This window comes from Deinococcus sp., assembly GCF_018260555.1.
In the GTDB taxonomy this organism is placed as follows: domain Bacteria; phylum Deinococcota; class Deinococci; order Deinococcales; family Deinococcaceae; genus Deinococcus.
This window is the reverse complement of sequence record NZ_JAGLBB010000028.1, coordinates 23,912-37,720: the sequence shown is the minus strand read 5'-3', so window position 1 is coordinate 37,720 and position 13,809 is coordinate 23,912. Positions and strand designations below refer to the sequence as shown.

Below are 13,809 nucleotides of genomic sequence, written 5' to 3'. Positions count from 1 at the left end.
TCCTCGGCCCACCCGAAGGCAGGCCGAATCCAGTGGCACCGTTACCCCGGCTGGTCCGAGCAGGTGTTTCAATCCACGGCCCACCCGAAGGCAGGCCGAATGAGGTCTACGAGCAGTTGCAGGAATACCCCGCCCTGGTTTCAATCCACGGCCCACCCGAAGGCAGGCCGAATGTGGTGTCGGGTGCGTCAATCATCAGTAATCTCCAGTTTCAATCCACGGCCCACCCGAAGGCAGGCCGAATACCCGGAGAGCCGCGCTCGCTGCGTGGCGTTCGGCACGTCGTTTCAATCCACGGCCCACCCGAAGGCAGGCCGAATAACGCGATCGTCACGTTCTGCCGCGCGCACGTCTGGTTTCAATCCACGGCCCACCCGAAGGCAGGCCGAATTGACCGTCGCGCGGGGCGGGACCACGTTCCTGGTGGTTTCAATCCACGGCCCACCCGAAGGCAGGCCGAATGCAGGGCGTTCACCGCGCCCGCCATGTCGCCCCGGTTTCAATCCACGGCCCACCCGAAGGCAGGCCGAATGTTGCGGGCGAAGGGCTGCGCGGCTGCCAGGGTCGGGTTTCAATCCACGGCCCACCCGAAGGCAGGCCGAATAGCGCTCAGGCCCCGACTCTGCCAGTACGCGCCCGCCACGTTTCAATCCACGGCCCACCCGAAGGCAGGCCGAATCGGAGCATCCTCCAGGCCATTCACGGCAAGGAGGTTTCAATCCACGGCCCACCCGAAGGCAGGCCGAATTTCCGGCGCGACTGGCGTGCGGGGCAGTGCGGTGTTGTTTCAATCCACGGCCCACCCGAAGGCAGGCCGAATCCGACAAGAGCGACGGCAGCATGCAGTTCAAGGTGTTTCAATCCACGGCCCACCCGAAGGCAGGCCGAATCCGAAGCCCAGGCGGCAGCGGCGACCGCTGCGCGGGTTTCAATCCACGGCCCACCCGAAGGCAGGCCGAATGGCCGCTGAGGCCCTCGCAAAGCAGGCCCTGGACGGTTTCAATCCACGGCCCACCCGAAGGCAGGCCGAATACCACGGTCGCCGCGACCGGGTGATCCGCGTAAATGTTTCAATCCACGGCCCACCCGAAGGCAGGCCGAATAGTTCTCCCAGCTGGGCAAGGGCGAGGGCTTCCTGTTTCAATCCACGGCCCACCCGAAGGCAGGCCGAATCCGGGTTGCCGTGGCTACCCCATCGCCTTGATAAAGTTTCAATCCACGGCCCACCCGAAGGCAGGCCGAATCGACGTGGTCGAACGTAGAGAGCCACCTGATTGCCGTTTCAATCCACGGCCCACCCGAAGGCAGGCCGAATCCTGTGCCGGATGCCCCGCAAAATTGATTTGCATGACGTTTCAATCCACGGCCCACCCGAAGGCAGGCCGAATCCTGACGTGTTCTGTATGTTGCAAGATGCCACTAACGTTTCAATCCACGGCCCACCCGAAGGCAGGCCGAATCGCAGGTTTCTGGGCCATTTCAATTCGTAGAGAGAGGTTTCAATCCACGGCCCACCCGAAGGCTTCTAAGTTCCCAGCGGCGGGCGTGGTCATTGTGTAGAGAGAGGTTTCAATCCACGGCCCACCCGAAGGCAGGCCGAATCCGGGCGAGACCCCGCACCGCACGCCCAAAAAACTGTTTCAATCCACGGCCCACCCGAAGGCAGGCCGAATCTTCGAGGTTACAAACTGGACCACCACCCAGCGCCCCGTCGGTTTCAATCCACGGCCCACCCGAAGGCAGGCCGAATCAGGAGTTTAGCGACGACCAGGCGGTCACGCTGCTCGTTTCAATCCACGGCCCACCCGAAGGCAGGCCGAATACCGCGCAAATCCTCGCCGTACTCAGCGGCGCCGAGTTTCAATCCACGGCCCACCCGAAGGCAGGCCGAATCGGGATTCCGAAACGCGGGAGCGGGAGCGGGAGCGGGTTTCAATCCACGGCCCACCCGAAGGCAGGCCGAATACGGTGGGTACGGGATTGGCTTTGATGTGGCTCTGTTTCAATCCACGGCCCACCCGAAGGCAGGCCGAATGTGCCGCGTTCAGCGTCAAGGACGATGTTTTGCCGGTTTCAATCCACGGCCCACCCGAAGGCAGGCCGAATCGGTTGCCGCTGGGATGCGTCCCAGACGGTGTTCCCACTTCAGTTTGCGCGAACCTCACCTAGAAGTCCATTTGTGCAGCCTCGTCCCAGTATTCTATTTTCATGAATCGCGTCCTGGATGGACTTGTTGCCCTGCGCGAACCCCCCGGGGTTTTCGTGTGTGCGGGGGGTTCGCGTTTACAGGATCAGGGGGTCACTGAAGTTCACATACTGGTCACGGCCATAGGCTTCCACGAAATGGTCGCGCGGTTGCCGGAGGCGGTAGAGGCGGACGCTGTCCTCGGTGGGGTCCAGAATGTCCAGCAGTTTCTGCCGCAGCGTCAGCAGTTGCGTGTCGGTCACGCTGACCTCGAATACGCTGTTCTGCACGCGTTGACCGTGCGCCACGCAGACCTTCGCCACGCGCCGCAGGCGTCGCCGCCCCCCCTCCGTCGTGGTGGCGACGTCGTAGCACACGAGCAGGTCGATCACCGGTGCAGGTACGGCGGGTAGTGGGCACGGTCACCGCGCAGGTGCTGCGCCATCAGGCGTGCTTGCACGTGCGGGATCAGGCCCAGCGGGGTTTTCCGGGCGGTCAGTGGGTGCGTGACTTCCTCCTTGCGGCGGTCGGTGAGGTGGGCGAGGATGGTGCGCCGCGCGTCCTCGGTGATGGTCACGGCTCCGCCTTCGTGCTGCGTGAAGTCGCGGGGCGTGAGTTGCTGGCGGTTGATGAGCGTCAGGATGGCGCGGTCGGCGGTGGCGGGCCGCAGTTCCTCCATCAGGTCCAGGGCGAGGCTAGCCCGTCCGGGGCGCAGGGCGTGCAGGAATCCTACCTGCGGGTCCAGACCGACGCTCTGCGCGGCGCTGGCGCAGTCGTTGGCGAGGACGGTGTACACGAAGTTCAGCAGGGAGTTGATGGGATCACGGGCTGGGCGGCGGGTGCGTTCCGTTAACCAGAAGAAGTCCCGGTGCGCGCGCAGCATCAGCGGGAAGACTTCCCAGTACGTGCGCGCAGCCCCCCCCTCGACGCCGCGAACCTCGTCGACGGTGCCGGTCAGGGGGAGTGCGCCGATCTGGGCGTTGATGTCCCTGGCGGCCTTGCGGAGTAGGTCCGGGTCGTTGTCTTGCGCCTCACGGGCGGCGCGCATCAGGGTGGTTTTCTGGTTCTGGAGTTTCCCGGCGGCCACGAAGCGCGCCACGGCCAGCGTCCGGGCGGGATCGCAGGCAGCAGCGTGCTGCGCGGTCCGCAGCAGGACGTTGCCGCTCACGGGCGTTTCGGTGCGGGCCATGAAGCGCCCGAATTCCGTGAGCCACGTGACGGGTTTGTGCTCGCGGGCCAGGCGGTGAATCAGGTACGGGGAGAGCAGGACGTTTCCGAATACGGCGATCCCCTCGACGTGATGCAGGGGAATCATAGCTTTGCGCTGGCGGTCCACATCCACGCGGATGTTGTCGGTGTCCAGGTGCAGGTAGCTGCCTTGCGTCTGCACGTACAGGGTGTTCAGGAGTTGCCTCACCGGTCCTCCAGGGTGGTGCTGAACGGGTCGTAGCCGGGCGGGAAGGCGCGGGGCGCAAAGGGTTCGCACTCGTCGAACAGGCTGCACAGGCGGCAGCGGTCATCCGCAGCGGGGGGTGGCAGCACGCGGTCGCGGAGCAGGTCGCGCACGCCGTCACGGGCGGCCAGGACAGCGGCGCGCAGCTCAGACGTGAACGGCACCTCGCGGCGCCTGTGACTCCCGGCGTGGTAGATGAACCCGGCGGGGATGGCCGTGGTCCACATCTCCTCCAGGCACAGGGCCTGCGCGCACAGCTGCACCTCCTCGGCGAACTTGCCGAGTTTGTGCGTTTTCGGGGCCTTGCTGGATTTGTACTCGACGGGCCGTGGCGCTCCACCCGACCGACCATCCGACTGGCCATCCCGCTGGATTTCCACCACGTCCGCCACTCCGGCAAACCCATGTTCACGCGAGACGAGAGGAAGGGAACGCAGCGTTTTCACGCCGTCCCGTTCCTCTGTTCCCCCACCATGCACCCGTTGGTGCTGCTGCTGACCACGCGTGGTGTACGCGTTCTCGGCCCATTCACCTTCGATATGCACCAGTGCGAAGCGGCGCGGGCAGTACGCGTAATGCGTCAGTCCTGACAGGGGGATGGGGTCGTCGGTCACGGCTTAGCCCTGTCGGGATTGCCACCCGGTCTCGAACTTCCCAGCGTCCCAGGTATCCAGGTCCAGCACCTCGACACCGGCGGGCAGCCTGCTCAGATCGAGCTGCACGCTGTAATCAGCGAACTTGCGGGCAGGTTGACTCTCATCCATCAGCTTGACGCTGACCATCTGCCCCAGGTCCAGCAGCTTGTGTGCGGGGGCGCAGCCGAGCATGGCCTGACGGGTACGCTGCTGCGCGTCACCGTCCGTACCGACATGCTTGAACACGAACAGGCGACGGCTGCTCATGTGGCCTTTGCTGGCGCTACGGTCATGCTCGTACATGTTCAGAAGGCCTTCGAGTAGGAGTTTCAGGTCCGCCTCACTAAAGCCCGTTCCGGCGGCAAGGTGGGCGCTGACGAATCCTTTGGCCGCGAACAATCCGTACGGGATCAGGCTCTTGCGGCCCATCGTGCGAAGTTTGTCCTCGTCCTGTTGCGCTTCCCAGTTCAGGAAGTCATCCACGGTCTTCGCGTTCTTGATGTCCTCAGCCACGGCGCCGCGCGTGATACTGGCCTCGATGGCGAACACCGGATGAACGCTACGGGCGAAGGTCACCTGCACAGGACCGCGTACCTGACCGGCATTCGCACCGGTACTCATCACCGCCCCGAAGGTGCGCACGTCATAGAAGTTGTTGCACATCCAGCGGCGTCCAGCGTCCACGTCCGCCTTCTTCCTGCTGGCGGCGCCGCCACTCTCCTGCTTGGCGCGGAAGATCTCGCGGTTCAGGTTCGTGCCGTGCTGAATGAAGATCTGCTCTCCGGCGACCTGCACGTAGTGACGCACTCGGCGTTTGATGGCCACATCGGAAATCAGGCCGTGACCGTCTTCCGGGTCCACGCGGGGGGCGTTGCCGCTATCCGGGTCACCGTTTGGGTTGCCGTTTTCCACGTCCAGTAGCAGCAGGAACTCGTAGCGGTTGCGGATGGGATCGCTTGGGTTGGTCATGGTCATTCTCCCTTGTCAGTGTCGAGGAGGCCCTGGGGCGCAGTGGCGGGTGAAGGGTGAGCAGCGTCAGCCCGGTTCTTCGCGGCGGTTTCCTTGCGGCTGGCAACGCTGCGAGCAAGCTGCTGGTAATAACCCAGCGCGAACAGGCTCTGTTCTTCCAGTGACAGCGTCTTTGGAGGCTGCTGGCCCAGCGCGGCCCACACGGACGCGATTTCCTGCTCGAGCTGGAAGGCCAGGCCCGGCTTGTCCCTCGAAATTTTCGCCAGGTGGTGTTGACTCAGGCGGGTCAGGCGGCCCAGGACCAGGGCGGGCGTGCTGCTGGCTGCGCCGTAGTAACGCTGCACCACTCCGGCGTTGATGGTGTCGCCCTGCGCGTCCTGCACATTTGCCAGGAGGTACATGAGCCGCCCGCAGTGGTACGCGGGGCTGGGGTGCTTGGGGTCTACGCTGCTGTGCATGGGGTAACCTCCCTGATGTCTGGCCTTGCGGACGTGATACGCCCGCAGAATGGCCATGCGGATGTAGATGCGTCCCTCCTCGGCGCCGGCGCCGTCGCGTCCGAGCGCCTCTGTGAACGCGCCCGTCATGACGTGCGATTTGTGCGCTTCCATGACTTTCGCCACGGCCGGGAAAGGGATAGGCATGGCGGGGTCCAGTGCGGCCCGCCACAGCGGCAGTTGCAGGTTGCGGATGGGTTTGAGGTAATCGTCCATGCTGGTAGACGGCTGTCTTGGGCGCTGCACGTTCGTCAGCAGGGAAAAGAATTTCGGCCGATTGGCCCGCTTGCCGCTCAGGTTTGTGATGGCCAGGTCGTCAAACCACGTCACCACCGCACTGGCCAGGTGGTCCAACTGACCGGTCTTCCAGTCACGCACCATGGCGCGGCCCGAGGCGCCACTAATCGCCAGGGCGAAGTACTGTGCCGTAACACTTTCAGGCTGCTCGCCCCGGCGGATGGCCGTCAGGAGTTTCTGCCCGCGCTGCTGCGCCACCGCTTCCTGCTGCTCTGGCGTCTGCGCGGCCAGCACGACCTCATTTTCATCCACGTCATCCAGCTTCAGTGCCTCCAGCACATCCTCGCCGAGACTGGCGGGGTCCTCGATCGCGGCCATGAGCGCCTGGCCCTCAAGCTGCCGGTGGTCGAACCACGCGGCCACCTTCATCTGACCGAGGATGGGCGCGCGTACCAGCAGGTTTTCCAGCGCGGCGCGGTACGCGGCGGCGTTCTCCGCGGAGACGGCGCCGTTCTCGCCTGCGTTCAGGCCGTACGATCCGAACGCTTCCTTGTCGTAACCGACAAGCGAGGCCCCCATGGCGATGGCGCCCACGCCCAGCTTGGTCAGTTTGGGGTGGGTGTGGGCGGGCGTGACCGGTTGGCCCGAGGTGAAATCCAGCATTCCCCCGCCGTCCGTGGTGCTCTGGCGCCCGAAAGCCTCGCGCCGGAAGCGGCGCCACCACGCATGCCACAGGTCACCTCCCAGCAGGTCGGTGCCGCCCACGGAGAAGCTGAGTTTATCGGTGGACTTGGCCCTGTTGCGCGCCAGTTCGGCACGCAGGAACGCCAACTGGGTCTCTTGGGTCAGGACATTCAGCAGGTCAGTCAACTCGGGGATGTCCGCCGAGGCCCTCCGCAGCAGTTCCAGGTAGCTCGGGTGCTTCTCGACGAACTTTGCCAGCTCCGCCTGACTCCGGTCGTCCGTTCTCGCGTTGCCGTCGCGGTCCAGGGCAGGCAGGAGTGCCACCACACCGCAAGTGTCCGCCAGGAAGTGCGCGGCCTGCGGCTTCCCCAGCACCCTGGGCAGGGCCATCAGTTCCGGGTGGCTCATCTCCGGGCAACGCGGGTAACTGATGCCTGTTCTTCCGTTACCGATAACTCCGGTCAATTTGCCCCCAGACACCTGGGCGATCCAGCGGATGTCCTTCGGGGCAAAGCCGGGCTCCACAGTCAAGCCCGCGTGCTGCGCCTGGCGCACCAGGGCCGCGAGCATCAGGTCACCCCCGGCTTGTGAACAAGGGGGCTGTGGTACTCGGGGACGGTCAGGACACCGTTCTCGACGTTCGCCTCGAACAGGCTGATGCGCGGCGCGTCCGTGTTCGAGCCGGGGCGGGACAGGTCGAACACGTCGTACAGCATCCAGCCGATGTCCTCAGTGTGCTTCGTCGGGGGCTTCCCGGCACCGGACACGAGTTCGAACGAGGCCGCGAACTCCCGGCAGCCCAGGTACGGCTGGTAGATGCACTGGCCTTTCGAGGCGCGGCGTTCGAAGCTGCGTTCTATCTTCTGCCGCAGGGCCGCGTCCTCCCGGAACAGCACGGCGCGCCCATGGAGACGGTAACGCGGGCTTTTCAGGGCCATCGTCTGGCGTTGCGTGCGGCCCTTGGCATCTGTTCCCAGGTCGTCTTTCGTTCCGTCCGCGTAGATGGGAGTCAGTTCCTCCGGGTTCCTCATCCACCTGCCCACGCTGGCGCTGCTGATTTTCTCCTTGACCTCGTTTCGCATCAGGGCGACGTACCGGATGGGTTCCAGAATCTCGATTTTCGTGATTTCCCAGCGGTGCGCGGGTTTCTTCGTCTCCTTATCGAATTCCAGGTAGATGGCGTCGAAGATGTTCCGCGCGGCGCTGGGTGTGATGCACGGGTAACTGAAGCGCTCGACTTTCAGTTCGGGGCGGGTGAAACACCCGTAATCTCCCCAGATTTCCAGCGTGAACGTTTGACCGGGGCTGCGTTCCTTTGTCATCGGGCCTCCTATTGATTGAACGGATCGGCGCTCCCACCGTCGGGCAGGTAGCCGAACATCTGCTCGTCGTACGAACCGTCGTGTGCCAGATACCAGTCGGGCGCGGGTTGGGGCGGGCCACCTCCTCTGGGGCGGTAGTTCACGGGTTCCAGGTGCGCGGGCAGGGTGCCGTCGCGTCCACGGAAGACGGAGACGGTGTACAGCTGCGCCCGTTTCATCCAGTGGCGGTCGATGCCGTCCTGGCGGGCTTCACTGATGAGGGCCCGGCCTTCGCCGTAGGGCACGACGACGTTCACGCTGTCGTTGTCGATCAGGCGGTACAGCGCGGCCACTTCGGGGTAGTCCTGCCGCCGGATCGCCTGATCCAAGGCCTCAAGGTGGGTGGATTCGTACTGCCAGAGTTGCTCGTAAAAGCGGCGAAATGTGGCGGGGTCGTCGAGGTTCAGGCCACCCGCGCGGTACATGGTCAGGGCAACCTGCGCGGCCCTGCGGTAGGCGGGCGTGGGGTACTGCTCGTCGGCTGGCAGGAACACGCGGAGTTCCCCGCTGGGGCGTTTCTTGTGGCGGTTGCAGCGTCCGGCGGCCTGCGCGATGGAGTCCAGTGGCCCCAGGGCACGAACGACCGTCGGGAAGTCCAGGTCCACGCCTGCCTCGACGCACTGGGTGGCGATCACACGAACGTCGGTCCCGTCCTTCAGGTCGGCGTGGATTCCCGCGAGGATCTTGCGCCTGTGCGCGGGGCACAGGTAGGTGGACATGTGGCGCAGTCCGGGTGTGCCGTCCAGAGCCCGAACGAGTTCCAGCGCGTGCCTTCGCATGTTCACGATGCACAGCACCTGCGGTTCGGCGCGCAGCCAGTCCTGCACGGTGCTCCACTCGACACCCCCGTCCAGGTGCCACACGGGCGTCACGCGTCGGGAACGCTCGAACAGCCGCAGGCTGGGCGGGGCCATCTCACGGGGCTGCCAGCCGTCGTTCAGGCCCGCTTCCAGCACTGCGCTGCCCAGGGTGTCGAAGGCGGGTTGCGTGGCGGTTGCCATGACCACGACCGCACCGTATTTCTCGCTGGTCAGGCGTGACAGGGTTTTAAGGGTAGGGACGGCCAGCGCGGCAGGCAGCGTCTGAACCTCGTCCATCAGGATGACGCTGTGGGCCAGGCGGTGCAATTTGCGGCAGGCACCTGGCTTACTGGCGTGCAGACTTTCGAGAAGTTGCACGCTGGTCGTGATGACGACTGGTGCGTCCCAGTTCTGAACGAACAGCCGGGCGTCCGGTCCCGGCTGGCGGGCCTCGCCGTCATCCTGACCACCCTGGCTTTCATCACTGCGGAGTCCGGCGAGGCTGTGGTGTTCCAGAACGAATTCAGGCGGAAATCCGGCGGCGCTGAACAGGCTGCGGTACTCCTGGGCGGTCTGGTCAAGGATGCTCAGGAAGGGCAGCACCACCACGATGCGCCGGATGGGCTGAGCGGACGACTGCGTGGCTGCTGCCCTGTTCAGCGCGAACAGTAGCATGGCGAGCGTCTTGCCACTGCCGGTCGGGGCGGTCAGTGTCCACAGGCGATCCGCCGACCGTCCAGCTTTCCGGCAGGCCTGCATGAGGTCCGCACGAAGCTGGCGCGTCTCTTCTGGAACGTCCGTATTCGCCCCCAACCCGGTCAGTCTGGCCTCAAGAGCAATCAGGGCGCGGGCGGCGTCCAGGCGCTCGTTCGTGGGCCGGGGAGGCGTGCCGTCCAGCCGCATGGCGTCCTCGGTGTCCAGGTAGTCGGCGTCCACCAGTGCGGAGAACAGCATGCGGGTGTCGAGCATGTCGCCTGCCCCTTGCCCGCTTCGCAGCGCTGGTTTTCTGACCCCCACCGGCGTGACGCCGTCTGCCATGAGCCGACCCAGAAGGAGTTTGTAATTCGTTACGTCGGGTTCGGCCTCAGTCAGACGCAGTTCCAGGGGATGACTGGACCCGAGGCGTTCCAGCGTGAATTCATCAAGGGTCTCCTTGTTTCCCTGCTGTAGGCCGATATGGTGTCCTTGAATGACCAGTGCCAGCGCTGCATCACGGTAATGATGCTTGGCGAAAAATGCTCCCACAGACCAGTGATCGAGTCCGCGTTCCTTGCCTTCCAGGCGCTTCTGGAACAGTTGGCCGTACTTGCCCAGGTCATGCAGTTGCCCTGCCAGTGCGGCGCGTGGGCCCTCTCCGAACGCCTCGGCGTTCTGTCTGGCACGGTCGGCCACGTTCAGTGCGTGGTCTTTCATCAGTTGCCAGCGCGACCTGTCGTGTGGCGGGTCGTTGGGGTTGGTGTGGCCGTAATAGACGGTCATTCCAGTCTCTCCTCTTGCAGCGCCGCGTCGTCTGGCCCGCGCCGGCCTTCGTGCATGTGGGCGCTCACGCCGGAACCCCTCCCACGGGCGGGTCAGTTGGGGTCGCATGCAAAGCGGCGGCCTGTAGTTCGCTCAGCCAGTGCGCGCGGATGTGGTCGGGGCCCAGGACGTTCACGCGCGGCCCGAAGCTCAGAATCCAGGGGATGACTTCGCGGGGCAGGCCGCTGCTGTCTACCGGGGCGGTGACGGTCACATCGACGCTCCCGTCGCGGTTCAGGAGGGGTTCGCTCAGGTGCGCGTAGCCGCCTTCGAGGATCCGGTAGGCCGCCTCGGCGTGAAAGCGCAGGTGAATCGTTTCGGGCGGCGTGTCCTGCGAACCGACGACACCCCAGGCGGAGTGAAAGAAGGCCCGGGGGTCGAAGGTGTCGGGAATGGTGTAGGTGTCGTTCTGCATGACCTGTAGGCTGCGCATGCGGGAGAACTTGAAGGTGCGGACGTCGCCGTGGAAGGTGGTTTCCAGGCCGATCAGGTACAGGTCGAGGTTCTGCGGGTGCGCCTCGATCAGGTACGGCTGGACGACGTTGGTGCGCCACGCGCCGCTGCCGCCGGGTTTGCGGTACTCGAAGCGCAGGGGGTGCGCGCCCAGCCAGGCGGTCGCGGCGTGTTCGAGGTTCAGGTCCTCGCGGCTGCGGGTGCGGCGGTCTCCGAGGTCACTGACGCTGCGCTGCATGACGCTCTGCAGGTGCGGAGGCAGCCAGGTGGTCAGGGTGTTCAGGGCGGCGGCGTGATGGATTTTCTGGCCGCTGGCCCGGTGGTAGGTGAGGCGGGCGGCGGCGTGCAGGATCAGGGTCTGGACGGGGTGGAGGCTGGTGCGGTGGGTGTCGATGCAGTACCGGGGTGGACGGCCGCCCAGTCGCCGGAAATCCGGTTCGAGCAGTTCGAGGTCGTCGAGGTCCCGCTGGATGCTGCGTTCAATGGCGCTCCAGCCTCTACCCTGCACGGGCGCGGTGGGATACAGGTGCCGGGTGATGTCGCGGACGGTGGCGTGCTGTTCTCGCAGCAGCGCCGCGATCTGGAAGAGGCGGGAGCACTTCTGGATGCGCTCGGGTGCGGCGTCGCTCATGCCGCGCAGTGTACCGGAACGCTGACTCCAGATTGACCACCCCCAGGATTCGCGCCGCTCTCAGTCAGGAAGGCTGCGCATGGTCATGTCAGATCGGTACTCGGTGATCCATGGGTCCAGGCTGCCCTCGCAGAAGTCGTCCAGGCGCAACGCGTCCTGCGGGACATGCAGGGTCCAGCGGGGCTCGCGTGACAGGGACACGAGGGTACGGGAGTGCTCCACGGCGGCCGGCCAGCCCAGCGCTTCGCGCAGGCCCTGCACCACCCGGTTCAGTTGCCGCTTCTGCCGCCGCAGGTCACCGCCCCCCAGGTCCAGGGCCTCCAGGGCGCGTTCCACTAGCACACTGCCCTGGTGCACCGCCAGGAACGCCAGCAGGGACGCCTCGGTCGGCCGCAGCGCGACGGAACCCGAGGCCGTCACCACCCGAACCGGGCCGTCCAGATTCACGCCGATCCACCACTCCGGCGTGGCCTCCACCACCCCGGCGGCCGCCAGGGTGTCCGGAAAGACCCGCGCTTCCTGCCGCACCAGGTGATGCCCTGGCGCGATCCCCTGGAGGTGCGCGGCCCACCCTGGCTCGCCCTCCAGGCGGGCCAGTTCCGCCCGGACGATCTGCGTGCGCCACGCGTCCACCACATCCCCCCGCTCTACCCGCTCCAGACTCGCGCGGGCGCCCGCGCGGTCCCCGATCAGGACCTGCACACCTGCCAGATCCGTGAACGCCGCGTGCCGGTCCCCGTCCCTGACACCCGCATGCAGCAGCGCCGAGCGCAGCACGCCCAGCGCCTCGTCCAGATGCCCACGCGCCCGCAGGACACGGCCCAGACCCCGCCGGGCCATCACGGTCAGGGGCACGTCGTCCGCCTTTTCATCCGCAGTCCGGTAGGCGTGCTCGGCGCGGCCCAGCTGCCCACTCCAGAGATACAGGCTGCCCAGGCCGCGCCACCCGATAGACAGTGGCCCGCGCGCCTCGCTCCCCTGCGCGACCTTCACGGCCCGCGCTAAGGCCCGCTCGGCGGCCGGCAGGTCATCCAACCGCAGGCACGTGATGCCCAGGTTCGAGAACGCCTGCGTGAGTGCCCAGGCATCCGCACTCAGGTAGCTGGCCGCCTGCGCCCACACGTCCCGCGCGGCTCCCTCGCGGCCCGCGCCGACGAGTTGATGCCCGAACTCCAGGCACAGGAGCCCACGGTCCCGGTCCGACTGAGGAGCCCCCAGGGCGTTCCGGAACGCTTCCTCCCAGCCTGGACTGCCCAGCTGCGCCAGCGCCACGGCCCGGAAGCGCCTCGCCATGACCAGGCCCAATCCGCTGTCCTCGCCGTCCAGGGCACGCTGCGCGCATTCCAGCACCTCCTGCCAGGGACGCTGCCACGCACCCAGGTACGCTTCAACGCCCGGGTGCAGGCCAGGGTGCGCCGCCACCACCTCACGCAGCAGCGCCTGATCCCCGGCGCGGTAGGCCACCCATACCCGCGTCTCCCGCCACTCCTCCCCCACCCGGACATCCGCCGGAACCCGCTTCAGAAGAGCGCAGAGTTTCAGGCCGTCCTCGCGGCGCTTGACATCCCGCGCCCCCAGCCTGAAATACGAATGCGCCGCTGACCACTCCCCGGCAGCCAGCAGCGATTCCAGCACGACGAAGAACTCCCTGTCCGGCACCCGCTCAGTGTAAGGGAGCAGGCCTCATGCTGATTCCGACTGATCTGGTGCAGTGGCGAATCCGTCCGAGTGGATGCGAGGAGGAACAGCAGACAGGTTTCGCACCACTGCACCACAGGCGGGAAAGCGCCGCCCGCAGCTCCATTCTGCCAAAACCGTATCAGCCGCCCATGGGTGGAGACGTTCCCTCCACCAGCACCGCAGCGCCATTGCCCCCAGCCGCCCCGACACTCAGGCCGCCGCACAGCAGACCCGCCAGCACCAGCACCAACCACGTCACCTTCCGAGCCATATGACCTCCCCAGCCAAGACAAACCGCGTCCTGCACGCTGTGAACACCTCTCTGGCGTCACAAGGGGAAGCATGTGGTCGCAGCCCGACACCTCATGTCGGGCTGAACGGTAGGCGGGCGTAGGCCCCCGCGCCTCTGCTGGCGCCTGCCTGACAGACCCTGGTACCCGTGATATGGACTTCGACCGCGCGGCTTTGCAAGCCATTCAATCGGAGTCCGCGTAAGCCCTGCGAACGCGGGGCCTCCGCACGTCTGTCATACGGACAGTGGTTGATTCGGTGCAGTTCCGATTGAGTCCGGGGGAATGCGAGTAGGGACAACAGACGCCGATGGAGCGGAATCCGTATCAGGCGGACTGCCGTGCCATTCCGCGAAGGGGCATCTGTTGTCCCTACTCGCGTCCGCTGGGATTGAACGGTCTTTGCTGCCCCTTCA

Annotated in this window: 9 protein-coding genes and 1 CRISPR repeat array; all 9 genes read right to left on the bottom strand. The window is 65.8% G+C overall.

Going from position 1 to position 13,809, the window contains the following annotated elements:
* Positions 1-65 precede the first annotated feature (65 nt).
* Positions 66-2,106: direct repeats of the CRISPR family, unit length 36 nt; unit sequence GTTTCAATCCACGGCCCACCCGAAGGCAGGCCGAAT.
* Positions 2,107-2,283: 177 nt separating this feature from the next.
* Entirely contained in the window at positions 2,284-2,577 is a 294-nt protein-coding gene (gene cas2 / locus QZ271_RS07275) for a CRISPR-associated endonuclease Cas2 (RefSeq protein WP_291430059.1), read from the bottom strand.
* Positions 2,574-3,602, bottom strand: coding sequence for a type I-C CRISPR-associated endonuclease Cas1c (gene cas1c / locus QZ271_RS07270; protein WP_291430058.1), 1,029 nt, complete (start codon positions 3,600-3,602; stop codon positions 2,574-2,576). Before cas1c ends, cas2 begins: the two co-directional genes overlap by 4 nt.
* Positions 3,599-4,252, bottom strand: coding sequence for a CRISPR-associated protein Cas4 (cas4, locus tag QZ271_RS07265; RefSeq protein ID WP_291430057.1), 654 nt, complete (start codon positions 4,250-4,252; stop codon positions 3,599-3,601). Before cas4 ends, cas1c begins: the two co-directional genes overlap by 4 nt.
* Before the next feature lie 3 nt (positions 4,253-4,255).
* The gene (gene cas7c / locus QZ271_RS07260) at positions 4,256-5,242 is read right to left on the bottom strand and encodes a type I-C CRISPR-associated protein Cas7/Csd2 (protein WP_291430056.1); all 987 of its coding nucleotides are present in this window, start codon (positions 5,240-5,242) and stop codon (positions 4,256-4,258) included.
* A gap of 2 nt (positions 5,243-5,244) precedes the next feature.
* Positions 5,245-7,230: a type I-C CRISPR-associated protein Cas8c/Csd1 gene (locus QZ271_RS07255; RefSeq protein WP_291430055.1), complete on the bottom strand. Its 1,986-nt coding sequence runs from the start codon at positions 7,228-7,230 to the stop codon at positions 5,245-5,247.
* On the bottom strand, positions 7,230-7,982 hold the full coding sequence (gene cas5c / locus QZ271_RS07250) for a type I-C CRISPR-associated protein Cas5c (RefSeq protein ID WP_291430054.1): 753 nt from the start codon (positions 7,980-7,982) through the stop codon (positions 7,230-7,232). The genes QZ271_RS07255 and cas5c overlap by 1 nt, the downstream gene beginning before the upstream one ends.
* Before the next feature lie 8 nt (positions 7,983-7,990).
* On the bottom strand, positions 7,991-10,300 hold the full coding sequence (locus QZ271_RS07245; RefSeq protein ID WP_291430053.1) for a CRISPR-associated endonuclease Cas3'': 2,310 nt from the start codon (positions 10,298-10,300) through the stop codon (positions 7,991-7,993).
* Positions 10,301-10,364: 64 nt separating this feature from the next.
* Positions 10,365-11,423, bottom strand: a complete 1,059-nt coding sequence (locus QZ271_RS07240) for a WYL domain-containing protein (protein WP_291430052.1) — start codon at positions 11,421-11,423, stop codon at positions 10,365-10,367.
* Positions 11,424-11,483: 60 nt separating this feature from the next.
* Positions 11,484-13,082 carry a hypothetical protein gene (locus QZ271_RS07235; protein ID WP_291430051.1) on the bottom strand — a complete coding sequence of 533 codons (1,599 nt, stop codon included), beginning with the start codon at positions 13,080-13,082 and terminating at the stop codon, positions 11,484-11,486.
* Positions 13,083-13,809 lie beyond the last annotated feature (727 nt).